The sequence below is a fragment of the Acidovorax sp. GW458-11-26-14-TSB4 genome (assembly GCF_059423865.1).
In genome coordinates, this window is the sequence record NZ_JBWKYR010000012.1 from 45,052 (window position 1) to 67,989 (window position 22,938).

The following is a 22,938-nucleotide window of genomic DNA, read 5'->3' on the forward strand; positions in this document are numbered from 1 at the left end:
ACAGGGCGTATCCTAGGAGCGTGGGCTGCACATGCCAAACACCTGAATAATCTGTGATCCATACGTTATGAATATCGAGTTCAGGCACCTGCGCTACTTCGTGGCGGTAGCGGATGCCAGGCACATCACGCGCGCCGCCGAGCGCCTGGGGATGCAGCAGCCGCCGCTGAGCCAGCAGATCAAGGCACTGGAGGTGGAGCTCGGCGTGCCCCTGTTCCTGCGCCACCCCAAGGGCGTGACCCTGACCGATGCGGGCCAGTTGTTCTACGCCGAGGCCACGCGCCTGCTGCGCGACTGCGCGGCCATGCAGGAGCGCATGCTGGCCTTTGCCGATGGCAGCCAGGGCATGCTGTCCATCGGCTTCACCAGCTCGTCGGCGGCGCACGACTTCACGCCCGAGGCGCTGCGCGTGTGCCGCGCCACCTACCCCGGCATCCAGCTGGTGGTGAGCGAGAACAACGCCGCCGAGATCACCGACGCCGTGGCCTCTTCGCGCCTGCACTGCGGATTTCTGCGCGTGCCCGTGGCCTGGCCCAAGGGCGTGGTGCTCAAGACCCTGCTGCAGGAGCCCGCCGTGCTGGCCATGCCGCGCGACCATCCGCTGGCACAGTTGCCTGTGGGCAAAAAGCCCGGCGCGGTGCAGCTCAAGGACCTGCAGGGCGAAAAATTCATCTTCGTGCGCAAGCCCGGCGCACCGGGGCTGTACGCCAACCTGCTGGAGCTGTGCACGCGCGCGGGCGTGGGCATCAACGTGGTCTCGGAGGTCGACCGCATGATGACCAACCTGAACCTGGTGGCCGCAGGGGCCGGCATCTCGGTGGTGCCCTCGTCCATGCAGGGCACGCACCACAACGCCATCGTCTACCGGCCGCTGGCGCGCGCCGTGAAGCTGGGCGCGCCGCTGACCCTGGCTTACCGCAAGAGCGATTGCCATGGGCCCACGGGCGCCTTTGTCGAGCTGGTCACGAAGATCGCGGCCGAAAGGGCCCGTGGTGCCACGACCGCAGCCTGAGCGGCCCACCCCCGCCCTGACGCGCCGCCGCCAGCTGCTGCACTGGGCCACGGGCACGGCCGCGCTGGTGGCCGGCATGCCCGCCGTGCATGCAGCGGCGGCGCAGGCTGCGCCCTGGCCCAGCCGCCCCGTGCGGCTGATCGTGGTGTACCCGCCCGGGGGTGTGAGCGACGCGACGGCGCGCGCACTGGCGCAGCCCCTGGCGCAAGCCCTGGGCGTGCCCGTGCTGGTGGACAACCGCGCGGGTGCCGGCGGCGCGGTGGGCATCGACTTGCTGGCCCGCGCCGCGCCCGACGGGCATACGCTCGCGTACTCGGCCGTCACCCCGCTCACGCTGCAGCCCTTGCTGGTACCCGGGTCGCGCGACCTGCTCACGCAGGTTGCGCCCATCGTGGGCATCATGCACACGCCGGTGCTGGTGATCGGCACGCCGGCCTTGGGCACGCGCTCGTTCACCGACATGATCGCCATGGCCCGCGCGCGGCCCGGCGCCGTGCGCTGGGCCAGCTCGGGCGTGGCCACCACCGGGCACATGGTGCTGGCCCAGACGCGGATGCACAGCGGCGCCGACATCACCCATGTGCCCTACCAGGGCGGGGGTGCACAGCTCAACGACGCGCTGAGCGGCCAGTTCGAGGTGCTGTCCACCAACGTCGCGGCGCAGCAGCTCGAGTACGTGGCCGCCGGGCGCCTGCGCGCGCTGGCCGTGGGCTCACCCGCGCGCCTGGCGGACCTGCACGATGTGCCCACGCTGGCGGAGCTGGGCTACCCGCGCGCCAACCTGAGTTCGCTGTTCGGCCTGTTCGCGCCCGCGCGCACGCCGGCGGCCGTGGTGCAGGGCCTCAACGATGCGGTCAACCGCATCCTGGGGGCGGGAGGGTTGGCGGCCTCGCTGCGCGACAAGCATGTGCTGCCTGCTGGCGGCACCGTGGCCGCCTTCGCGCAGCAGATCGCGGCCGACCGGCGGGACAACGAAGCCCTGTTGCGGCGGGGCGCTGCGCTGCTGCGCTGAATGCCAGCGCCTGCCCGGTGCTACTGGCGGATGCGGCCGGTGGCGCTCACGATGGACAGCTCCACGAAACGCGAGCCCCCGCGCTGGCCGGGGCGGTAGCCCACGGTATAGCCGCCCAGGTCCAGGCTGTCGATGCTGTCCAGGGCCGCGGCCAGGTTCTCGCGCGTGGGCCGGGCGCCGGCGCGGCGTGCGGCTTCGGCAATCACCTTGGCGGTGATGTAGCCCTCCATCATCGCGTAGCTCACGGGCACGTCGGGGTCGCCGCTCTTGGCCTGCACCTCGCGGAATTCCTTGCTCAGCCTGCTCGATGCACGGTAGGGGTTGGGCGTGACCTGGGCGATCGAGATGCCCTGCATGTGCTCCTCGGCCAGGCGCTTGGCCAGTTGCTCCAAGTCGATGTCGGATGAGGCGAACAGCCGCGCCGTGCCGCCCTCGAGCCGGTACTTCTCGACGAAGGCCGAGGCGGCTGCCCCGCTGGTGACCATGATGATGGCCTGGGGCTTGGCTGCCTGCAGCACCTTGTTGGCATTTTCCATGCGCAGGGTGTCCATCTCGTGGGCGCCCTTGGCGATCAGGCTGCCGCCATTCTTCTTGATCGCCTCCTCGGCGCTGGCGAGCAGTGCCGGGGCATCGGGTCCTTCTTCGTACAGCAGGCCCAGTTTGGTGATGCCCACGGTGGCCAGGTGCTCTGTGATCTTGCCGATCTCGTCGCGCAGGCCGGCGCGCACGTTGTAGAGCTGTGGCGCATCGGGCTGGAAGGTGCTGCTGCGGTAGCCCACCAGCGCGATCTTCTCCCTGGCCAGCAGGCCCGACTTCTGCAGCGCGGCCAGGTTGCTGCTGCCCATGTAGCCCGCGAGCAGCAGCGGGCGCTGCTCGGCCAGCAGTTGCTGGGTGGCGGCCAGGGTCTGGTCGGCGCGGCCGGTGTCGTCCTTGCGCGCCAGCACCAGGGTGTTACCATTGATGCCGCCAGCCTTGTTGACGTGGTTGAAGTACATCTGCATGCCCGCCGAGTAGCCCCGGCCGTCACTGGCCTTGAGGCCCGACAGGGGCGCCACCTGGCCAACCACGAGGGGAGCGGCCTGCACACCCCCTGCCAGGGCCAGCAGGGTGGCGATGCAGGCGAATGACTGGCGGGCACGGGTAGCAGCTATCGGGTTCATGTGTCTCCTCTGGCTTTTTCTGGGGGCTCGCCCGGTGCGGTTGCATCCGGTAACGGACCGCTTTTATACCAGCAGCCCGCCGCCGCTGACAGCCTTCTGTCAGGTTGATACCCTTGCCCTGACCCGATAACTCGGCCCTTGCCCACAGCCCATCGAACAATCTGCTTGCAATATTCACATCTGGATGCAACATGTCCGCTTGAGTGGAGAGGGACTACAACCTGACAACTGCCCGCTCTACAACGCCGTCGTCGCCGTGGGCTGGCAACCAGGCGTGTTCTATTCCCGTTTGCCTGGTACTACTTCCTCACGCCTTGAGAGCCTGCCGCACATAGCCAATAGCCCGCCAGGCGGGAATCCGGGCGGAGCCCGGCCCCCGGAAGGCGCAGGGCTTGGCCAGCCGGCCCTTAGAACCTGTTTACGTTCTTAGTCGGCCGTGGCCATCAGCACAGAAAGTGCGCGCGCAAACGGCCGGTGGTGGCGCGACCTGGGTGGCACGGCATGCACACGCAAGGTGGCACAGCCCAGGCCCGTCACGGCAATCACCCGCGCCACGGGGCGCTGTTCGTCGAGGTCGGGCAGTTCCACATCGACCATGCCTGCAGCGCGCAGCACACGCAGCTTGTCGATGTTGGAGGCGTCGGTTTCTGGGTAAGGCAGCTCGTCGTGCTTGAGCGTCCTGAGGTAGTCAATCGGCATGGCGGCACTCCCAGGGGGTTGGTCAGTGCATTGTGGAGAGGGCATGGGAGCGCTTCAAGAACTGATACAAGACAGCACACTTCGGGCGCTGCTGTCACGGAAATACCCGCGCGCCTGCAGCAGCAGCGCGGGGCAAGGGCAATAGCCTTCCTGCTTGCAGGGGTGCAGACGGCACCGGCGGGGGCACGTCAGCGGGCTACCACGGCCAGCACTAGCAGGCGCTCGGCGATGTCGTCGGCAGTCTGCTCCATCTGCGCCAGGCTGTAAGTGCCGGCACACCAGCCGCCATACCAGATGCGAAACGCCTGCACACCCGCGACGGGTGCATACCTGCCGTACCAGCGGATGGCATCGTCGATGTGCGGGTGGTGGGTGGCGTTGCCGACCTGCTTGCGTTCGTCGAACATGCGCGCGCGGTAGCCGAGCGCACCGTCGTGGGCGATGTGCAGGATGAGGCTGTTGCCCCGGTGCGCGGGTGTGCAATCGTCGCTCTCGCGTTCCAGGCCCTCATCGGGGAGGGCGACGGCAGCCATGGCGGTGGCAAGCATGGGGCGGTGCTCCTGCAAGGCCATCAGCCCATGGCCTGGAATTCGCCGTAGACCGTGTCGCCGAACTGCGGTTCCACCTGCACGTGGGCCATATCGGTGCGGCCCACCATGAGGTATTCACTTTGTTGCGACTGCGAGGCGGCGCGCAGGGGCTGCCCCATCTGCAGGGGATTGGCCTCGCCGATCAGGTCAAGGCGCTTCATCTGAAGGTCTTCGAAATGCATGGTATCCATCCTCGCGCGCAGGCAAAAAACAGGGGCTGTACAAGGTCTGTGCATGAATTGGCGCATTTTCCGCAGGCCCGCGGGGTCGGAGAGCCGAGGGGTGCTTTGTAGGAAATGTCCTGCATGACGCCTTTTCTCAACGGAGGCGGCCGGATCGGTTACGCCGCGTCACAAACAAGCGGCGTGCAAGGCGGTATGGTGGCGGGCATGTACCCCGGCGGATCCCGCTCGTCCGGCCTTTTTCCCCAGGAGCCTCCATGCACCGCAGCATCCACCATCCCCTTCATGCCACCTGCGCCGGCCTGGCCCTCGCCCTGCTCGCGGGCTGCACCGGGACACCCGCGCGCGCGCCCGCCGCCGACACGCCCTCGGTGGGCCCTGGCCCCAAGGGGGGCACCTGCAATGCCGCTCCCGCGCAGGGTGCCAAGGGCAAGCAGCCCACGGCCAGCACGGTGGAACAGGCGCGCGTGGCCTCGGGCGCAGCCATGGCCCGCGTGCTGCGCGACAACCAGCCCGTGACCATGGAGTTCAACGCCGAGCGCCTGAACCTCGTGACGGACGCGGGCGGCAAGATCACGGCAGTGCGCTGCGGTTGATGGGGTGAGTGGCAGGGCTGCACGCACAGGCAGCAGCAAACGCCCACACCGGGTACGATCCCTGGGCGGGCACCTCTCGCACCGCCCGCCTTCCGATGCAGCCGCCCTCCCCCACCGTACGCGCCATTGCGGCCCTTTCGCTCACCCAGTTGATTGGCTGGGGCTCCACCTTCTGGCTGCCGGCCGTCACCGGGCCCGCGATGGCCGCCGACCTGGGCCTGCCACTGCCCCTGGTGATGGCAGGGCCGACCGCCATGCTGGTGGTAATGGCCCTGGTGTCCTGGCCGCTGGGCGCCGTTTTCGAGCGCCATGGCGCGCGCCCGGTGATGGTGCTGGGTTCGTTGCTGGGCGCGGTGGGCCTGGTGCTCGTGGGCCTGGCGCAGGGCCCCGTGTCCTACCTGCTGGCGTGGACCCTGCTGGGCCTGGCCGGCGCAGGCATGCTGACCACGCCCGCACAGATCGCGGTGACCGAGATCGCGGGCGACCAGGCGCGCAAGGCCCTGGGTGTGCTGATACTGGCCGGGGGCCTGACCTCCACCCTGTTCTGGCCCCTCACGGGCCTGCTGCAGGCCCAATGGGGCTGGCGTGCGGCAACGCTTTCCTTCGGCGTGCTGATGCTGTTGGTCTGCATGCCCGTGCACTGGGCCATTCTGGCCCGACGCCCCCGGCAGAAGGCCGCTGAATCATCGAACGCGGGACCTGCTCCCACCATAGACCACCCACGCTTCGTGCTGCTGGCCATGACGTTTGCATCCAACGGCTTCGTGACCTGGGGCTTTGCGCTCACCATCATCATCCTGTTCGAGGCCGCGGGGCTCAGCCACGCCAGCGCGCTGGCAGCGGCCTCCTTCATCGGCATCGCGCAGTGGGCCGGGCGGCTGTTCGACTTCCTGGGCGGCGGGCGCTGGTCGGGCTTCACCTCGGGGCTGGCCGCATCGGCCCTGTTCCCGCTGAGCTTCATCGTGCTGCTGCAGACCAGCAGTTTCACCGGCGCCCTGCTGTTCGCGGTGCTCTACGGCGTGGCGGGCGGCGTGATCGCCGTCAACCGGGCCACGCTGCCGCTGCAGATCTTTCCAGCCGGGGCCTATGCACGCGCGTCGGCACGGCTGGCCATGCCGCTGAACCTCTCGTTCGCTGCGGCGCCGCCCGCGTTCGCGGCCCTCATGGGCTCGGCCGGGCCACGCGCGGCCTTGTGGCTGGCGTTCGGGATTTCGCTGCTGTCCCTGGCCTCGCTGTTCGGGCTCTGGCGGCTGCAACGCAGCATGGGCTGACCCGTCAATCGGCCAGGAACAGCTCCTGCAGGTCGCTCAGGAAGTCGAAGCCCCGCTCCGTGGGCCGCACGTGGCCGCCCAGGCTGCGCTCGATCAGCCCCTTGGCTTCGGCCTTCTCCAGCGCCTTGGCAATGGCGGTGATGGGCAGGCCCGTGCGCTCGGTGAAGTCCTTGAGTTCGAAGCCTGCACGCAGGCGCAGGGCGTTGAGCATGTACTCGAAGGGCAGGTCGGCGCGGCGCACCTCCTCGTCCTGCGCGACGGCATGGCCGGCCAGGGCGTTGTCCATGTAACGGGCCGGGTCGCGAAAACGCACCTGGCGCACCACGCGGTGGGCAAAACTGAGCTTGCTGTGCGCCCCCGCGCCGATGCCCAGGTAGTCGCCGAACTGCCAATAGTTGGTGTTGTGGAAACACTGGTGGCCGGACTGCGCGTAGGCCGATATCTCGTAGCGCGCCATGCCGGCCTGGCCCGTCATCTCGGTGATGCGGTCGAGCATGGCGTAGGCCTGGTCGTCCTCGGGGATGGCCGGCGGGTACTTGGCGAAGTAGGTGTTGGGCTCGATGGTGAGGTGGTAGATGGAGATGTGCGGGGGCTTGAGCGACAGGGCCAGGCCCAGGTCCTCCTCCAGCTCGGCCAGCGTCTGCCCCGGCAGGGCGTACATGATGTCCAGGTTGAAGGTGCCGAAGGCATCAGCCGCCTCGCGAACGGCGGCCAGGGCCTGCCCGCGGTCGTGCACCCGGCCCAGGGCCTTCAGGTGCCGGTCGTTGAAGCTCTGCACGCCGATGGACAGGCGCGTGACGCCTGCACCGCGGAAGGCGCGGAAGCGGTCCTTCTCGAAGGTGCCGGGGTTGGCCTCCATGGTGATCTCGCAATCGGCCTCCAGGCGCAAGCGCGCGCGGATATCGCCGATCAGCCGGTCGATGGCTTCGGGCGAGAACAGGCTGGGCGTGCCGCCGCCGATGAAGATGCTGTGCACCGAGCGCCCCCAGATGAGGGGCAGCGCGGCCTCCAGGTCGGCCATCAGCGCGTCGATATAGCGCTGCTCGGGCACCTCGCCAGGGGCCGCAGCGCTGTCGCGGTACTCGTGCGAGTTGAAGTCGCAGTACGGGCACTTGCGGATGCACCAGGGCAGGTGCACATAGAGTGACAGCGGCGGCAGGCTCTGCAGCTGCAGCAGGCCACCGCGCATGTAGTGCTGGATGTCCCGCACCACGGCGGGCTCGGCCGCCTCGGTGTCGGGGACGATGGGGATGTGGGTCATGGGACTTCGGCGGCCGGCTCAGAGGCTGGGAATTTTTTGGCCGTGACCGAGGGGCGCGCCAAAACGCCTCGGATCTAGGCGCAAAGCACAGCCATAGCTCGGGCTATGGCGAGCATTTGCAACGACGAGCCGGGGTGTTTTGGCGTGCAAGGCGGGCATGGACGAAAGATTCTCAGCCTCTCAGAACCAGCGCTCGCGCATCAGCGCCAGCATCTGCTGGGCCGCGCGGCCGCGGTGGCTGTGGGCGTTCTTCACTTCCACGGGCAGCTCGGCAAAGGTCCTGCCGAACTCGGGAATGAACATCACGGGGTCGAAGCCAAAGCCATTGCTGCCGCGCGGTTCGCGCGTGATCTCGCCGACCACGCGGCCCACGGCGATCAGGGGTTCAGGGTCTTTAGGGCTGCGCACCGCCACCAGGGTGCTGACCATGGCCGCGCGGCGCTGGTCGATGCCCCGCATCTGCTCCAGGATGGCGCGCACATTGGTGTCGTCGCCCTTTTCATAGCCGAACTGCGTGGCGTAGTAGGCCGTGTCCACGCCGGGCAAGCCGCCAAAGGCGTCCACGCACAGGCCGGCATCGTCGGCCAGGGCCGGAAGGCCGGTGTGGGCCGCGGCGAAGCGCGCCTTGGCCAGGGCGTTCTCGACAAAGGTGCGAAACGGCTCATCGGCCTCGCCCACGCCCAGGTCGCCCTGGCGCACGAGTTCGACGGAGAGCGGCGCCAGCATGGCCTGCAATTCGGCGAGCTTGCCGCGGTTGTTGGAGGCGAGGACCAGTTTCATCGTGCAAATCGTTGTTGTCGGGGCCGCAGGGGCGGCCCAGGGGGGTCAGTCGCGCAAAGCTTGCTGCTGCAGCGCAATCAGCTCGGCAATGCCTTTTTCGGCCAGGGCCAGCAGCGCATCCATTTCCTTGCGCGTGAAGGCCACGCCTTCGGCTGTGCCCTGTACTTCCACATAGTGTCCCGCACCCGTCATGACCACGTTCATGTCGGTGTCGCAGCCTACGTCCTCCACATACTCCAGGTCCAGCAGCGGCGTGCCTTCGACGATGCCCACCGAGATGGCGGCCACGGGCTGGATCAACGGGGACTTCGTGATCTTGCCAGCAGCCAGCAGCTTGGTCACCGCGTCCTGCGCGGCCACCCAGGCGCCGGTGATGGCGGCGGTGCGGGTGCCGCCGTCGGCCTGGATCACATCGCAGTCGAGCTGGATGGTGCGCTCGCCCAGAAGCCTCAAATCGAACACGGCGCGCAGGCTGCGGCCGATGAGGCGCTGGATCTCCTGCGTGCGGCCGTTCTGCTTGCCCCGTGCGGCCTCGCGGTCGCTGCGGCTGTGGGTGGCGCGCGGCAGCATGCCGTACTCGGCCGTCACCCAGCCTTCACCGCTGCCGCGCTTGTGCGGGGGTACGCGCTCTTCGACCGATGCCGTGCACAGTACCTTGGTGTTGCCGAACTCGATCAGCACCGAGCCCTCGGCATGCATGGTGTAGTGGCGCGTGATGCGCACGGGGCGCAGCTGGTCGGCTGCGCGGTCGCCGGTGCGGGTGAAGGTGGTCATGGTGTTTCCGGTGTCGATGGGAAGGCAATCCCGCGCGGGCCAGCGTCGTGCTCGCGGGGCAGCAGGAAAAGGGCGCTCCAAGCCGCTGCGCGGCCGGCTGGCACAGGCGGTCAGGCTTTGCGCGCGGCAGAGCGGCGGATGGCTTCGTTGATCTCGGCGATCGAGCGCTCGATGGCGGCGTCGTCCAGGTCGTCCACCAGCCCGTCGAGCGGGCCGGCCTGGATGGTGGAGGCGAACACGTCGTCGCTGATGCTGTCGGTGGACACGCCCTGGGTGGACTCGAAGGCATCGGGCGTCTCCCACTCCAGCGCCACCACGGTCACGTTGTCGCTGCTGTCGCCGGCCTTGCGCAGGGCATCCTCCACCAGCTCGGGGACGGCATGCGACACCGCCTGCAAGGCCATCTGTTTGGCGATCTCTTCATCGCTGAGCGTGCCCCACAGGCCGTCGGAGCACAGCAGGATGCGGTCGCCCTGCTCCAGGTACACCGGGCCGGTGATGTCGTAGATGGGCTTGGTGGGCGAGCCCAGGCAGGTGAACAGCACGTTGCGGTTGATGCGTTCCAGCCCCGGCGGCGGGTTGTTGCGCAGCTCCATGTACGAGTGGTCGCGCGTGCGCGTGAGCAGGTCGCCGTCGCGCACCATGTACAGGCGCGAGTCGCCGCAGTGGATCCAGGTGGCCGTGCCGGCCTGGACCACGGCCGCCACCAGCGTGGTGCGCGGCGTGTCCAGCATGCCCTTGTCGGTGGCGTAGCGCAGGATCTGGTGGTGCGCGGCCAGCAGCGCGCCCGAGAGGAACTCCTGCACGTCCTTGAGCTGGGGCTTGGCCTCACGCTGGAACAGCGCCGAGACCGTCTGCAGTGCGATCTGCGCCGCCACCTCGCCCTCGGGATGGCCGCCCATGCCGTCGGCCAGCACGAACAGGCCCGATTCTCGCGTGTAGCAGTAGCCCATGCGGTCTTCGTTCTTCTCGCGGCCGCCACGGCGGCTGATCTGGAATACGGAGAACTTCATAGTGACCCACGCAAACAAGGATGCACCACTGCATCGTTAGTGAAACTGCACCCTGCCCGAACCCGCTTTGCGTGGGTCGTTTTCATTTGGGTTTTGCTCCGATCCCGGTGGCCTCGCCCACCTTCTGCACATTCTTCTTGGTGTCGGACACCAAAGTGTCAAGCTGCAGGCGCATCTTCTCGGCCACCGTGAGCTTGGTGTAGCGGCGTTCGCCCTCGCGGCTGAGTTCCTTCTGCAAGGCGAACACGGACTGAGGGCGCGACAGCGGGTCCAGCGCCATGCACCACTCCACCACCTCGATCAGGTTGTCGGAGTACACGCCGCGCAGCTTGGTCAGGGCCAGCGAGAGGCGGTCCTTTTCGATGCGCTGGGGCGCCTCGTTGGGCGGAAAGCCTTGCATGCAGGCATAGATGCAGGCGCCGATGGCGTAGATGTCGGTCCAGGGGCCCATGGACGAGTCGCGCCGGTACATCTCGGGTGCGGCGAAGCCGGGCGTGTACATGGGGCGGATGAAGTTGCCCTCCTTGGACAGCACCTCGCGTGCGGCGCCGAAGTCGATCATCACGGCCTTGTTGTCGTCGGTGATGAAGATGTTGGCCGGCTTGATATCGAGGTGCAGCATCTTGTGCTGGTGCACGATGCGCAGGCCGCGCAGCACTTCGTCGAAGAGGGAGCGGATGGTGGACTCGCGGAAGACCTTCTGCGTCTTGAGGTCGCGCGCGGTAATGATGAAGTCCTGCAGGGTGGCGCCCTCCAGGTAGTTCATCACCATGTAGACGGTTTCGTTCTCGCGGAAGAAGTTGAGCACGCTCACCACGGAGGCGTGCGAGATCTGCGCGAGCGCGCGGCCTTCTTCAAAGAAGCTCTTGAGGCCCAGGCGGTACAGGGACAACTTCTCGGACGGCACCTTGGGCAGCAGTTCGCCCGGTGCCCGTGTGGCCAGGGACGAGGGCAGGTATTCCTTGATGGCGACTTGCTGGCCTTCACTGTCCAGCGCCAGGTACACGACCCCAAAACCGCCCGACGACAACCGGCGCACCACACGATAACCACCAATCGCGGTATCGGGTGGCAAAGGGGCCGGTTTGATTTTTGACATATTTTGCGAAGATGATTCTGGGGTAAGGCGGAACCCGGATAATCGCCGGATCGCAAGCAACCATCAAAAAGTCCAATGCCAGTTTACAGCATGACCGGCTATGCCAGCGCGCAGCACGGCACATCCGCCACCGGCGCTGAAACCGAGGGCCGCGCCACCCAGGCGCGCCGCCTGGGCCTGGAGATCCGCTCGGTCAACAGCCGCTTTCTGGACCTGTCGTTCAGGCTGCCCGACGAACTGCGTGCCATGGAACCCGCACTGCGGGCCCTGCTGACCGCACGCCTCAAGCGCGGCAAGGTGGAAGTGCGCGCCGCGCTGGAGAACGAAGACAGCAACACCCTGCAGGACCCGCCCGCCCGGCTGTTGCAGCGCCTCAATTCCCTGCAGGACTCGGTCAAGTCCTGGCTGCCCAACGCCGCGCCCCTGAGCGTGGCCGACGCGCTGCGCCTGTGCGCCAACGCCCATTCGGGCACGGAGGACTGGAGCGAGGCCGTGCCCGCCCTTGCCGAAGAGGCCCTCACGGCGCTGATGTCCGCCCGCGAACGCGAAGGCAAGCGCCTGGCCGCCATGCTGCAGGACCGCGTGAAGCAGTTGCGCGAACTGGCCCAGCAGGCCGTGCCCCTGGTGCCGCAGTTGGTGGAACAGCAGCGCCAGCGCTTCATGGAGCGCTGGAAGGAGGCCATGGCCCTGACCGACGGCGCCACCCCGCCCGAGGCCGCCCGCGACCGCGCCCTGACCGAAGCGACGGCATTCGCTATCCGCATCGACGTGGCCGAGGAGATCACGCGCCTGGATTCGCACCTGGACGAGATCGAGCGCCTGCTCAAGAAGGGCGGCGAAGTCGGCAAGCGCCTGGATTTCCTGATCCAGGAACTGCACCGCGAAGCCAACACCCTGGGCTCCAAGTCGGCCGCGCTGGACCTCACGCGCATCAGCGTGGACATGAAGGTCCTGATCGAGCAGATGCGCGAGCAGGTGCAAAATATCGAGTAATACTCAGTTTTTGATAGCGCCCGGCGCACACCATCCATGGACTATCCCGGAAACCTCTTCGTAGTGGCGGCCCCCAGTGGCGCCGGCAAATCCAGCCTGGTCAAGGCCCTGCTGGAGCTGGACTCGCACGTGCACCTGTCCATTTCGCACACCACCCGCCCCCCGCGCGGCCAGGAAAAGCACGGCCGCGACTACTATTTCGCGTCGCAGTCCGAATTCGACGCGATGGTCGAAGGCAATGCCTTCGTCGAATGGGCCCACGTGCATGGCAACCGCTACGGCACCTCCAAGAAGGCCATCGAGGAGCGCATCGCCCAGGGCTCGGACGTGATCCTGGAAATCGACTTCCAGGGCGCGCTGCAGATCCGGGAAGCATTTGCCAATGCCATCCTGGTCTTCATCCTGCCGCCGAGCTGGGAAGAACTGCGCTCACGCCTGGAGCGCCGCGGCGAGGATTCGCCCGAGGTGATCGAAGTACGCTTGAAAAATGCGGCCACCGAGATGGCGGAAGTAGGGAAATTCGACTTCGTTATAATCAATGAGTTGTTTGAGCGCGCGCTTTTCGACCTGAAAGCCGTAGTTCACGCCCAGCGACTCAAGTACGCCGCACAGCGCCGCGCCCGTGCTGACACCTTCCAGTCGCTCAATATCACCTGAATCCCCGGAGTACACCGATGGCACGCATCACCGTAGAAGATTGTCTGGAAAAGATCCCCAACCGCTTCCAGCTCGTGCTGGCGGCCACCTACCGTGCCCGCATGCTGAGCCAGGGCCATGCGCCCCGCATCGAAAGCCGCAACAAGCCCGCCGTGACCGCCCTGCGCGAAATCGCCGAAGGCAAGGTCGGCCTGGAGATGCTCAAGAAGGTTCCTGGTTGATTCTGACCAAGGGCCCCGGCCCCGAGAGCACCGCTGCCATGCGGTGCTTTTTTTTGCCCTGCCGACCCGTATCGCGCACCCGCGCTACATTTAAGGCATGAACGCGGTGTTCAACACTCCTTCGGCAGCACCTGCCCGGCCTGGCGACACCATCCACGCTCCGGCCAGTGCATCTGCGGCAGCGGCCAATGCCGCAGCCGCCAGCTTTGCCGCGCTCACCGACAACCTGGACTACCTGGACGCCCACAGCATCGAGCAGGTGCGCCAAGCCTACCGCTTTGCCGACGAGGCCCACCTGGGCCAGTTGCGCAACAGCGGCGAGCCCTACATCACCCACCCCATCGCAGTGGCAGCCCAGTGCGCCACCTGGAAGCTCGACGCCCAGGCCCTGATGGCCGCGCTGCTGCACGACGCCATGGAAGACTGCGGCGTGACCAAGGTCGATTTGATCGAGCGCTTCGGTGCGCCGGTGGCGGAACTGGTGGACGGCCTGACCAAGCTCGACAAGCTGCAGTTCAACACGCGCGAGGAAAACCAGGCCGAGTCGTTCCGCAAGATGCTGCTGGCCATGGCGCGCGACGTGCGCGTCATCCTCATCAAGCTGGCCGACCGCACGCACAACATGCGCACCCTGTCGGACATGCCACGCAGCAAGTGGGGCCGCATCTCGTCGGAAACGCTGGAGATCTACGCCCCCATTGCCCACCGCCTGGGGCTGAACCAGACCTACCGCGAGCTGCAGGACCTGTCGTTCCGCCACCTGCACCCCTGGCGCTACGCCACGCTGGCCAAGGCGGTGAACAAGTCGCGCAACCGCCGCCGCGATCTGGTGCAGCGGGTGCAGAGCGAGGTGGATGCGGCCTTTTCCCGCATCGGCATGCAGGTGCGCCTGGCCGGCCGCGAAAAGACGCTGTACGCCATCTACCAGAAGATGGACCAGAAGCACCTGAGCTTTGCCCAGGTGACGGACATGTATGGCTTTCGCGTCATCGTGCCCACGGTGACGGACTGCTACACGGCCCTCGGTGTGCTGCACCAGATGTACAAGCCGGTGCCCGGCAAATTCAAAGACCACATCGCCATCGCCAAGCTCAACGGCTACCAGTCGTTGCACACCACGCTGGTGGGCCCCTCGGGCGTGAACATCGAGTTCCAGATGCGCACCGACGAGATGCATGTCATTGCCGAGGCCGGTGTGGCCGCGCACTGGCTGTACAAGGCACAGGATGGCGACGGCACGGCGGCCGAGCGCTTGGGCACCAAGTGGCTGCAGTCGCTGCTGGATATCCAGAACGAAACGCGCGACGCCGCCGAGTTCTGGGACCACGTCAAGGTGGACCTGTTCCCCGACGCGGTCTACGTGTTCACGCCCAAGAGCCAGATCATGGCCCTGCCCCGGGGCGCGACCGTGGTGGATTTTGCCTACGCCATCCACAGCAACGTGGGCGACCGCACCACGGCCGCCAAGATCAACAACGAGCAGGTGCCGCTTCGCACCGAGCTCAAGAACGGCGACGTGGTGGAGATCATCACCGCCCCCGTGTCCACGCCCAATCCGGCCTGGCTGGGCTTTGTGCGCACCGGCCGCGCGCGCTCCAAGATCCGCCACTACCTCAAGACCCTGGCGCATGCCGAGTCCGAAGGCCTGGGCGAGAAGCTGCTGACCCAGGCCATCCGCGCCGAAGGCCTGGAGCAGTTGCCCCCGGTGAATGCCGAAACCCAACCCATCTGGGACAAGCTGCTGCGCTTCACCGGCAACCGCACGCGCACCGAGCTCATGACAGACCTGGGCCTGGGCAAGCGCATCGCGAGCATCGTGGCCAAGCGGCTCATGGTGCTGATGAGCGAACACGGCCATCGGCCTGACGCCCTGCTGCTGAGCCGCGAGCGCTACACCTCGCACGAGCGCGTGTCGCAGGGCGCCGTCACGCTGGACGGCAGTGAGAACGCCTCGGTGCAGTACGCCCATTGCTGCCGCCCCGTGCCGGGCGATTCCATTGTGGGCTACCTGGGCCGAGGCGAAGGCCTGGTGGTGCACAACGCCCACTGCGGCGTGGCCAAGCGCCTGCAGCACAAGGACAGCGAGCGCTTCATCGCCGTGGACTGGGCCGACGAGCCCGTGCGCATGTTTGAGACCGGCATCGTCGTCACCATCACCAACAGCAAGGGTGTGCTGGCCCGCGTGGCTGCCGACCTGGCAAGCGCCGAAGCCGACATCACCCATGTGGACATGGACGACGAGGTGGCGCTGGACACCACGGATCTGCGCTTCATCGTGGCCGTGCGCGACCAGGCCCACGTGGAGGCCGCGCTGCGCAACCTGCGGCGCACGCCTGCGGTGATTCGCGCCAGCCGCATCACGCCCGCGGCCTGAGCCAGTGGTCAGGAGGCCGTTGCGGCCTCCTGCGCTGGCGGCGCATCGTGCCGCTCATAGCGCACCTCCAGCACCTCCAGCGAGCGCACACCGCCCGGCGTGGGCAGCGGCACCTCGTCGCCCACCCGGCTCTTGAGCAGCGCGCGCGCCACGGGCGAGACCCAGCTCACCTGGCCTCGGCCGCTGTCGGCCTCGTCGATGCCCATGATGGTGATGGTGCTGGTCACATCTTCTTCGTCCACATAGGTCACGGTGGCGCCGAAGAACACCTGGTCACTGCCGGCATGGACAAGCGGGTCCACCACCTCGGCCACTTCCAGCCGCTTGGTGAGGAAGCGGATGCGCCGGTCGATCTCGCGCAGGCGCTTCTTGCCGTAGAGGTAGTCGCCGTTCTCCGATCGGTCGCCGTTGCTGGCCGCCCAGTGCACCACCTCGACGATCTTCGGGCGCTCGTTGTCGATCAGGTCCAGCAGTTCGCCGCGCAGCCGGGCATAGCCCGCAGGCGTCATGTAATTGCGCGACCCGGCAGGGATGGGAGGCAGCGCCGGCCCTTCGTCGTCATCGGCCTGCGCGTCGGATTCCTTGGTGAAAGCCTTGCTCATGGCGGCATGTTACCCGCGCAACGGCCCGGCCTGCCGGGTATCCAAGACCTCCACCTTCGGCTTCAGCTGTTCGCGGGGCAGGCGGATGCCTTGTTGCCGAACTCCACGAAGTTCTCGTTCATGAGGCGCGTCTTGGCATTGGTGTAGGCGTTCAGGGCCTCCTTGCTCATGTCGGCGCGGATGAACGCCACGATGCCTTCGAGCTGTGCGTCCATGCCCGCCACGAAATACCCCCGGCTTTTTTCCAGGCACCTGGGCAGCGCCAGGGCCTGCACTTCCTGGCGCAAGGCCTGCATGGTGAGCACGGGCGTGGACAGCCCGACGCGCGGCGTGGTCCGGACCACCTGCATGGCCTCCATCCACTGCTTGTGCGCCTTGTCCAGGCGTTCGTTGGCCGCCACGATGGCATGGGCCGCCTCGGCCTTGCGCTGCGCCTTCTGGTAGCCGCCCCAGGCAACGGCGGCCACCAGCAACACGGCCAGGCCACCCATGAAGGCCAGCGTGGACATGCCCCTTGATCCTTGTTCCTTGCCCATTCCCATCCCTCTCGTTGGCGGCAACTCGAAGCGGCTGCGCACCTTGCTGGAGCAGCAGCATAAGGCAGCCAGGGCGGTCCGGGTGCGCCACACGCATCCCCCAAAGAGGTCATGTGCCCCATGCCCAAACACAAATACAAGACCCTCGACATCGAATGGAAGCAAGGTTTTCTGGCGGGCATGAAGGCCGCGCCCCTGCCCGACTTCCATGCCATCCTCAACCGCGAAGGGCAGGAGGGGTCGCGCCTGGTCCAGATACTGTCGCCCGATCTGCAGATGCCATCCAAAAAAAGTACAGACCATGGTGGCCGTCCTCGTGCGGCCGTTTGCCGTCTGACACTCCCGCTGGCTGGCTGGCGCTCACAACCGGGGCGGCTTGCCCACCGGGTCCCCGGCTTCGTTCTCCACTTCGCCCGCATAGGGCCCGGTGCCATCAGGGGACGGTACCTCCGCAGGTGGTGGCTGCGATGGCGCGCTGCCAGGCGGCAGATCACCGGGTGGCCGGGGCAGGTGCTCCGGTACCTTGTGCAGTGGGTGGTCCTTGGGATCAATGGCCATGGTGGAAAGCTCCTGTGGCAAAGGTGTCCTCGGGCACGGCGCCGAATGCGCCCGCTGCGGGCAGGGGCCAGGCAGCATCCTCCACAAAGGCCGTCGCCCGCCACATCAGCCCGAGCGCGCGGCACTGCAGGTCAAGCTCCTGGGTGGCGATCGTGTGCTCCTGCAGATCGCAGCGGAGCATGGCCACCAGCCGCTCGCGGCCGCGCAGCAGCACCTGGTAGCCACGGCCTTCCCGGTCGGTCCAGCTGAACAGCACGGCTTCCGCGTCGACCACCACCGGGGTGGACGCCAGGTGCTCCGTGGCAGGGTCGCGCTGAAATTGGCAGGTGAGGACGTGGGTGGCCATGGGTGAGCGAAGGCAGTGGGTGATTCCGAGAGATCACCCACAGCGTGCGCCGGCCGCGGCCATGGGGGTGTAGGAATACGGCGCAAGGTGCGCTTGGCGCACGGCGCGAGAACACGCGGCACAAAGGAAAAAGCCCTGATACCTTGCGATATCAGGGCTTACCTGTTGGTGCGGCTGGCAGGAATCGAACCCACGACCCCTTGGTTCGTAGCCAAGTACTCTATCCAGCTGAGCTACAGCCGCTAAGCTTCGAATTATAGCATGGATTTTTCAACATTTCAAAAAATCACCGCTTGCTGTGCTTGCCTCCAGTGTAAAACTCCAAGGGCAATCACAGAACTCGTCTGCTGCACGTATTGTAATGCACGCGGAAGGTGCCTCCGGGCAAAACACCAAATTTATTGGCCAGAAGCCCTGGTCGGCAGACTGCCGCTGTGAAGGGAGCCCATGGAAAAAGGCCCCGAAGGGCCTTTTGTACAACAAGAGGACGCGTTGTGCGCCAACCCGGTTACTGGGGCCAGATCTTGCCCTTGCTCACAAAGGTACCGTTGCTGGTCTTGTAGCCGAAGTAGATCTCAATGTTGAAGGCGCGCAGGTCCGTGTCCGCCAGGTCCAGCGTGGGCGTGAACTTCAGGCTGGCGGCATTGGTCCCCAGGCTGGTGTAGGCCACGGTTTCAGGGAAAGGCAGCACCAGTTGGGCCCAGGAATCGGCCTTGCGGAAGAACCAGACGTCCGTCGTATAGAACAGGCCATTGGCGGGGATGCGGGCTGCCACCCAGGTGCTGATCCGCGGGTTGGCAGCGACATCTGCGGCCGCCTGCGTCATCGTGATGTCGAGCTTGAGGGGCTGGCCGGCGGCCGAGACCACCGAGGTGGTGATCGTCGTGCCCGCGGGCGGTGGGTTGGTGGTGCCACCGCCGCCAGGGCTGGCAGCATCCACGGGGTCCGGGAAGGGGCTGGTAGTCCAGCTGATGGCGTTGTAGCCGGCCGCGTACTTGGGCATGTCCACGTCAATGGCGCCCTGGTAGTCGAACAGCGCTGCGCCGCTCAGCTGGCGCACGTAGAGCCACTTGCCCTGGTCGGTGCTGCCGCGGTTGGCGTCGAGCTGGCCGCCCACGAAGCGCAGGGTGCCGCCACCGTCGTGCACGACGAAGTGGTCGACGTCTTCCTTGATCAGGCGCGAGAACGAGGTGTCGATGCGCTCACCGGTCTGCGCATTCTGGTACTCGGCACCGCTCAGGGCAGCGACGCGGGTGGGCTCCTTGCCGTAGCGCAGCACAAAGGCCGATTGGGTACCCTGGGGTGCGTAGCCCGAGAACAGGAACGAACGCGTGCCTGCGGGGATGAAGATCTTGAATTCCTGGTTCTGCATCTGGAAGCCTGTGAATTCAGGCAGGGAGAGAGAACCGCCACCGGGGAACGCACAGCCGCCGGTGCCAAAGCCGATCGCACAGCCTGTCACACCCGTCGGAGCGTACTGCTCCTTGAAGCCGACCTTGGTGTCAAAGGAGTAGACAAAGGTGCCAGGCGCCGGAGGCAGCGCGATCTTGTGCGCCGTCTGGTGCATCGAAACGAAGTTTGCAGCCTGGGCAACCGTGGCCAACGCCGATAAGAACAAAACAATTAGATACCGCATCGAATGGACTCCAAAAATAAAAATAGCCAGGCAAGCGCCCATGGCCTCTTCACCAAAAGGCCACTACTTGCGCAAGAAAGCAGCGCTTGCCAAGGCCGTTCGGCCTATCGCTCTGACATACCCCTGCACACCGACGCACCATCCCCAGGCCCCGAGGGTAGGACAGCAGCGTGACATGGCGTGCGGTTGCATCGTAACGGTAACGTTGCAATGTGGCAGTGATGCGGCGCACAAGTTACGCTCGGCTACCAAATAGCGAGAATCACGCCAGACCAGGGGGCCAGGCATCCGAGGCGGTGCAAAATGGCCAGAACAACGGAGAAATCGACCATGGGGAAGATCATCGGAGCCCTGTTGCTGGCCATGGCGTCCAGCGCCATGGCAGGGCCATTCGGGTTCACGCAGGGGGAGAAACTGGGCGACTTGCAGAAACGCCTGCAGCTCAAACGCGAGAGCCCGACCACCTTCAGCACCGCCCGGGCACCGTCAGGGCACCCGGACCTGGAGGAATACCGCCTGCTCATCACACCAGGAACGGGCCTGTGCAAGATCACCGGCTGGACCACCGACAAGCAGACCAATTCGCAGGGCGTTCAGGTCCAGGACGAGTTCGACCTATGGTTCCAGGCCCTGAGCGAAAAGTACGGGCCAGGCAAGAAGTACGATTTCCTGGAGCAAGGAAGTATCTGGAACGACCCGCAGGACTGGCTCACCGCACTCGCCAAGGAGGAGCGGACACTGGCCGCCTTCTGGACTTCACTGCCCTCCAATGCGGACAACATTTCCGCCATCCGCCTGAAGGCCCATGGCCTGGTGAACGGCAAATTCATGATCAGCATCGGCTATGAGTACAGCAACCACGACCAATGCCTGCGCGAAGCCAAGGCCAAAAAGAACAGCAACCTGTGAGGCTGGAGGGTGGGACCGCCGAGCCGCGTTCCGCAGAGCAGATCGCTGCGAAAAATAGCAAAAGAGCTCGGCGGAATATGGTAGGGCGTGAGGGACTTGAACCCGCGACCAAAGGATTATGAGTCACTTGATCCGACATTCAATGGCGTTTTAAGCTGCCCACGCATGTGTACAACCATCAAATATTTCCAATACAATCAATAGCTTAGAGAGTTTTTCTGTCCAAGATCGATTGAAGAGAAGCTCTTTCATCCAACAACAAACGGCAACCATACGGCAACGAAGTTGCCTGATGTGCTGATCGATGTAGAGAGCTACAAATGGCGGACCTCACGGATAGACAGATTCAGGCAGCGCGCCCCAAGGAACTGGATGGACGGCTGTCAGACAACTGGATTTCAGACGGCGGCGCGAGGGGTAGCGGGAGGCTGTACTTGCGGGTGCAGCCGAATGGGCGAAAGAGTTTCTTCTACCGATATGCGGGACCGTCGGGTGCGCGCGGCGCACTACCGCTGGGTGAGTACCAACAGCGCACTGGGCGCGCTGGCCTCACTTTGAACGAGGCACGTGTCAAGGCTAGCGAATTTTCGCGGCTCTACTTGGATGGAGTGCGCGATCTCCGCGGCTATCTCGAAGCACGCGTCGAAGCCCAGGCGCGCGAGGCAGCAGAGGCTCAAAGGGCGGCGACTGAGAAGACTGAGAACGATCAGCGGGGAAGCCTTCGAAGCCTAGTCGAGGCCTACCTAACATCTCTTACGCAAGCCGGCGCGTCGGACGTCCCAAACGTGCGTAGCCTCTTTAGGCTTCACCTGCTAGAAGCTTTTCCCGATCTGGTTGACTTAAGAGCGTCGGACGTCAGGCCGAAAGACCTTCGAGCACCTCTGGCGCGGCTTGTCGAAGCGAAAAAGGGGCGCACTGCTGGCAAACTTCGCAGTTACTTGAGAGCCGCGTACGCGCAAGCGATTAAAGCCGATTATGACCCAACGGCGCCAGCTTGTATGCTAGGGTTCGGCATTGAAACCAATCCGTGCGAAGCTCTTCCTCCACTGTCCCAATTCAATCGCACTCGCGCGAGAAATTTGAACGAAGTTGAGCTCAAGCTATACATTCAAGAAGTTGAGAAGCTTAACGAGGCGACACGCGACGCGCTGCTCCTTTCATTGTTTTTAGGGGGACAACGGCCAACACAACTTCTACGGACGAGGATGGAAGACATAACTTTGGGCGGAAGATATCCAGAATTGAGAATGCGAGATCCTAAGGGAGCCCGCCAGCAGGCCCGCCTCCACGTCCTGCCACTGACGGGCGTTGCACTTGAAATGGTAACTAGGCTTGTTGAAGATAAAGAGGGCTATATCCTTACAAGTGCCAAACAGAACGGCCAGGTGCCCATACGCATCGAAACATTGTCAAACGCTGTCACAGAAGTTTCAAACCGCTTGATCAGTGCGAAGCGGATCAGTTCACCTTTCAAACTGGGTGATATTCGCCGAACTGCAGAAACAATGCTAGCGCGTGCCGGAGTGTCAAAGGATGTTCGCGCGCAACTGCTAAGTCACGGGCTAGGCGGCGTGCAAGATAGAAATTACGACAGGCATGAATATATGGATGAAAAGCGCGATGCTTTAATAAAGTGGCATGTCACTTTAAAACGCTTAGATACCTGAAATAAAATTTGACACAAGAGAATTAAATGAATTTCAATCAAATTCGAGCTCTGATGGAAATCGATGAGCTGAGCGTCAATGCACCACCACCTGGATCTCGCGCCGTTCAGGTGGCGGAGATGGTCAATGCACATCTGGATGCCTACAGATCGTACAATCTTCCCCTTGAGTATCTCTATTGTGAAAAAGGCCGCCAAAGGCGAAAATTTAATAATGAGGTCAAACGGCTTCTACAAGAGGTCGTGGCCAGCAACCTCTCCTTTCACAAAAAAAGGATGCCCAAGATGCAGACAGCCTTAAAGGAAATTTCGGCGGAAGATATATTAAACAATGAAGAACAGACAATTCATAAAATTGTCTTCCCCGAACTATCCAAAACAGAAGTCGCTGGCGACGCATTTTTCTACTTTTTGAATGCCTTCACCCAGGGTGAAATTTCCATAAAACAATATGCTGAGGACATGGCAAAGCAAGATAGGGGACCTTATGAGACGGTGCTATCTTGGTTCGCTGCGTTGGGACTGATCTCCCAAGCTCAGAGTAAGCGTGCAGCTGGCCGAACCGATGAAGCATGGATTAATTTGATTGATGCTTCTTTTGTGATTGGCTGCCAACATGGATCCGAGGTAACAATGAAAATTGAAGATCTTTCACGTACCGCAAGAACTGCCGCATTGAATGCACTCATAAAAAATGCACCGCTGACCGAACTCAAAGAGTATGCAATGGATCTTTATATAAAGTCCCGAAATGGAGGCGAGAAAAAAAGTGTGCGAAAATTCACAGACGAGGTTTTCCCAATACTAGAGATTAGATTAAAGGAACTATCTCAGTCGCAAATAAATAAACAAAGGAAGGCAATCTCAGTTTCAAAGCCTACAATTTACAAATTTCTTTGCAAAGTTGAAAACACGTTTCGAAATCATTCGATCACTTAGAATTCGGAGTATATTCCAACAATCGTGGTTATTCCGGTACAGCCGCACCTTC

25 protein-coding genes, 1 tRNA gene and 1 pseudogene are annotated in these 22,938 nt (G+C 64.5%); 12 read left to right on the forward strand and 15 right to left on the reverse strand.

The annotated features are described in order from the left end of the window. Window positions 1-73: 73 nt before the first annotated feature. Both AC07X5_RS21910 and AC07X5_RS21915 read left to right on the forward strand, forming a co-directional pair. On the forward strand, window positions 74-1,012 hold the full coding sequence (locus AC07X5_RS21910) for a LysR family transcriptional regulator (RefSeq protein ID WP_494771918.1): 939 nt from the start codon (window positions 74-76) through the stop codon (window positions 1,010-1,012). Between the two features lie 76 nt (window positions 1,013-1,088). Next, entirely contained in the window at window positions 1,089-2,024 is a 936-nt protein-coding gene (locus AC07X5_RS21915; protein ID WP_494771919.1) for a tripartite tricarboxylate transporter substrate binding protein, read from the forward strand. A gap of 20 nt (window positions 2,025-2,044) precedes the next feature. Here AC07X5_RS21915 and AC07X5_RS21920 read toward each other — a convergent pair whose 3' ends face one another. From AC07X5_RS21920 to AC07X5_RS21935, 4 genes are all read right to left on the reverse strand, one after another. Continuing rightward, window positions 2,045-3,184: an ABC transporter substrate-binding protein gene (locus AC07X5_RS21920; protein WP_494771817.1), complete on the reverse strand. Its 1,140-nt coding sequence runs from the start codon at window positions 3,182-3,184 to the stop codon at window positions 2,045-2,047. A gap of 426 nt (window positions 3,185-3,610) precedes the next feature. Next, complete coding sequence (locus AC07X5_RS21925) at window positions 3,611-3,883, reverse strand: hypothetical protein (protein ID WP_409956818.1); 273 nt, start codon at window positions 3,881-3,883, stop codon at window positions 3,611-3,613. A 188-nt stretch (window positions 3,884-4,071) separates the two neighbouring features. Next, window positions 4,072-4,431 carry a hypothetical protein gene (locus tag AC07X5_RS21930; protein WP_494771818.1) on the reverse strand — a complete coding sequence of 120 codons (360 nt, stop codon included), beginning with the start codon at window positions 4,429-4,431 and terminating at the stop codon, window positions 4,072-4,074. Window positions 4,432-4,454: 23 nt separating this feature from the next. After that, window positions 4,455-4,655, reverse strand: a complete 201-nt coding sequence (locus AC07X5_RS21935) for a hypothetical protein (RefSeq protein WP_409956822.1) — start codon at window positions 4,653-4,655, stop codon at window positions 4,455-4,457. A 257-nt stretch (window positions 4,656-4,912) separates the two neighbouring features. On the opposite strand from AC07X5_RS21935, the gene AC07X5_RS21940 reads away from it, so the two are divergent. Beyond that, the gene (locus AC07X5_RS21940; RefSeq protein ID WP_494771819.1) at window positions 4,913-5,251 is read left to right on the forward strand and encodes an I78 family peptidase inhibitor; all 339 of its coding nucleotides are present in this window, start codon (window positions 4,913-4,915) and stop codon (window positions 5,249-5,251) included. 95 nt (window positions 5,252-5,346) lie between these two features. Continuing rightward, the gene (locus AC07X5_RS21945) at window positions 5,347-6,522 is read left to right on the forward strand and encodes an MFS transporter (RefSeq protein WP_494771820.1); all 1,176 of its coding nucleotides are present in this window, start codon (window positions 5,347-5,349) and stop codon (window positions 6,520-6,522) included. A 4-nt stretch (window positions 6,523-6,526) separates the two neighbouring features. Here the strand turns inward: AC07X5_RS21945 and hemW are convergent, their stop codons facing one another. The 5 genes from hemW to AC07X5_RS21970 all read right to left on the reverse strand — a co-directional run bounded on the left by hemW (window position 6,527) and on the right by AC07X5_RS21970 (window position 11,449). Beyond that, window positions 6,527-7,783 (reverse strand): radical SAM family heme chaperone HemW, encoded by a 1,257-nt coding sequence (hemW, locus tag AC07X5_RS21950; RefSeq protein ID WP_494771821.1) that lies wholly within the window; start codon window positions 7,781-7,783, stop codon window positions 6,527-6,529. 180 nt (window positions 7,784-7,963) lie between these two features. Beyond that, window positions 7,964-8,563: an RdgB/HAM1 family non-canonical purine NTP pyrophosphatase gene (gene rdgB, locus AC07X5_RS21955; RefSeq protein ID WP_494771822.1), complete on the reverse strand. Its 600-nt coding sequence runs from the start codon at window positions 8,561-8,563 to the stop codon at window positions 7,964-7,966. Between the two features lie 45 nt (window positions 8,564-8,608). Next, window positions 8,609-9,337: a ribonuclease PH gene (rph, locus tag AC07X5_RS21960; RefSeq protein WP_494771823.1), complete on the reverse strand. Its 729-nt coding sequence runs from the start codon at window positions 9,335-9,337 to the stop codon at window positions 8,609-8,611. Between the two features lie 110 nt (window positions 9,338-9,447). After that, the gene (locus AC07X5_RS21965; RefSeq protein WP_007855569.1) at window positions 9,448-10,350 is read right to left on the reverse strand and encodes a PP2C family protein-serine/threonine phosphatase; all 903 of its coding nucleotides are present in this window, start codon (window positions 10,348-10,350) and stop codon (window positions 9,448-9,450) included. Window positions 10,351-10,432: 82 nt separating this feature from the next. After that, the gene (locus tag AC07X5_RS21970) at window positions 10,433-11,449 is read right to left on the reverse strand and encodes a serine/threonine protein kinase (RefSeq protein ID WP_409956833.1); all 1,017 of its coding nucleotides are present in this window, start codon (window positions 11,447-11,449) and stop codon (window positions 10,433-10,435) included. 75 nt (window positions 11,450-11,524) lie between these two features. Between AC07X5_RS21970 and AC07X5_RS21975 the strand changes: the two genes are divergently transcribed. The 4 genes from AC07X5_RS21975 (at window position 11,525) to AC07X5_RS21990 (ending at window position 15,694) form a co-directional block, all read left to right on the forward strand. Beyond that, the gene (locus AC07X5_RS21975) at window positions 11,525-12,442 is read left to right on the forward strand and encodes a YicC/YloC family endoribonuclease (RefSeq protein WP_494771824.1); all 918 of its coding nucleotides are present in this window, start codon (window positions 11,525-11,527) and stop codon (window positions 12,440-12,442) included. Window positions 12,443-12,478: 36 nt separating this feature from the next. Further along, window positions 12,479-13,099, forward strand: a complete 621-nt coding sequence (gmk, locus tag AC07X5_RS21980; protein WP_409956837.1) for a guanylate kinase — start codon at window positions 12,479-12,481, stop codon at window positions 13,097-13,099. 17 nt (window positions 13,100-13,116) lie between these two features. Further along, window positions 13,117-13,320 (forward strand): DNA-directed RNA polymerase subunit omega, encoded by a 204-nt coding sequence (gene rpoZ / locus AC07X5_RS21985; protein WP_005794722.1) that lies wholly within the window; start codon window positions 13,117-13,119, stop codon window positions 13,318-13,320. Between the two features lie 97 nt (window positions 13,321-13,417). Then, a complete protein-coding gene (locus AC07X5_RS21990; RefSeq protein WP_494771825.1) occupies window positions 13,418-15,694 on the forward strand; it encodes a RelA/SpoT family protein in 2,277 nt (758 codons plus the stop codon). Window positions 15,695-15,702: 8 nt separating this feature from the next. Here AC07X5_RS21990 and greB read toward each other — a convergent pair whose 3' ends face one another. From greB to AC07X5_RS22020, 6 genes are all read right to left on the reverse strand, one after another. After that, a complete protein-coding gene (greB, locus tag AC07X5_RS21995) occupies window positions 15,703-16,296 on the reverse strand; it encodes a transcription elongation factor GreB (RefSeq protein ID WP_494771826.1) in 594 nt (197 codons plus the stop codon). 62 nt (window positions 16,297-16,358) lie between these two features. Next, window positions 16,359-16,805 carry a hypothetical protein gene (locus tag AC07X5_RS22000; RefSeq protein ID WP_494771827.1) on the reverse strand — a complete coding sequence of 149 codons (447 nt, stop codon included), beginning with the start codon at window positions 16,803-16,805 and terminating at the stop codon, window positions 16,359-16,361. A gap of 387 nt (window positions 16,806-17,192) precedes the next feature. Next, the gene (locus tag AC07X5_RS22005; protein WP_494771828.1) at window positions 17,193-17,390 is read right to left on the reverse strand and encodes a hypothetical protein; all 198 of its coding nucleotides are present in this window, start codon (window positions 17,388-17,390) and stop codon (window positions 17,193-17,195) included. Further along, entirely contained in the window at window positions 17,380-17,736 is a 357-nt protein-coding gene (locus tag AC07X5_RS22010; protein WP_494771829.1) for a hypothetical protein, read from the reverse strand. The genes AC07X5_RS22005 and AC07X5_RS22010 overlap by 11 nt, the downstream gene beginning before the upstream one ends. A gap of 166 nt (window positions 17,737-17,902) precedes the next feature. Continuing rightward, window positions 17,903-17,979: transfer RNA gene (locus tag AC07X5_RS22015), tRNA-Arg, on the reverse strand. Window positions 17,980-18,244: 265 nt separating this feature from the next. After that, window positions 18,245-19,303, reverse strand: coding sequence for a hypothetical protein (locus tag AC07X5_RS22020; protein ID WP_409956849.1), 1,059 nt, complete (start codon window positions 19,301-19,303; stop codon window positions 18,245-18,247). A gap of 399 nt (window positions 19,304-19,702) precedes the next feature. Here AC07X5_RS22020 and AC07X5_RS22025 point away from each other — a divergent pair, with 399 nt between their 5' ends. The 4 genes and pseudogenes from AC07X5_RS22025 (at window position 19,703) to AC07X5_RS22040 (ending at window position 22,886) form a co-directional block, all read left to right on the forward strand. Next, window positions 19,703-20,281 carry a hypothetical protein gene (locus AC07X5_RS22025; RefSeq protein WP_494771830.1) on the forward strand — a complete coding sequence of 193 codons (579 nt, stop codon included), beginning with the start codon at window positions 19,703-19,705 and terminating at the stop codon, window positions 20,279-20,281. A gap of 320 nt (window positions 20,282-20,601) precedes the next feature. Then, a pseudogene (locus AC07X5_RS22030) lies at window positions 20,602-20,880 on the forward strand (Arm DNA-binding domain-containing protein); the annotation flags it as partial. Between the two features lie 480 nt (window positions 20,881-21,360). Further along, window positions 21,361-21,948: a site-specific integrase gene (locus tag AC07X5_RS22035; RefSeq protein WP_494771923.1), complete on the forward strand. Its 588-nt coding sequence runs from the start codon at window positions 21,361-21,363 to the stop codon at window positions 21,946-21,948. 26 nt (window positions 21,949-21,974) lie between these two features. Continuing rightward, the gene (locus AC07X5_RS22040; protein ID WP_494771831.1) at window positions 21,975-22,886 is read left to right on the forward strand and encodes a hypothetical protein; all 912 of its coding nucleotides are present in this window, start codon (window positions 21,975-21,977) and stop codon (window positions 22,884-22,886) included. Window positions 22,887-22,938: the final 52 nt, after the last annotated feature.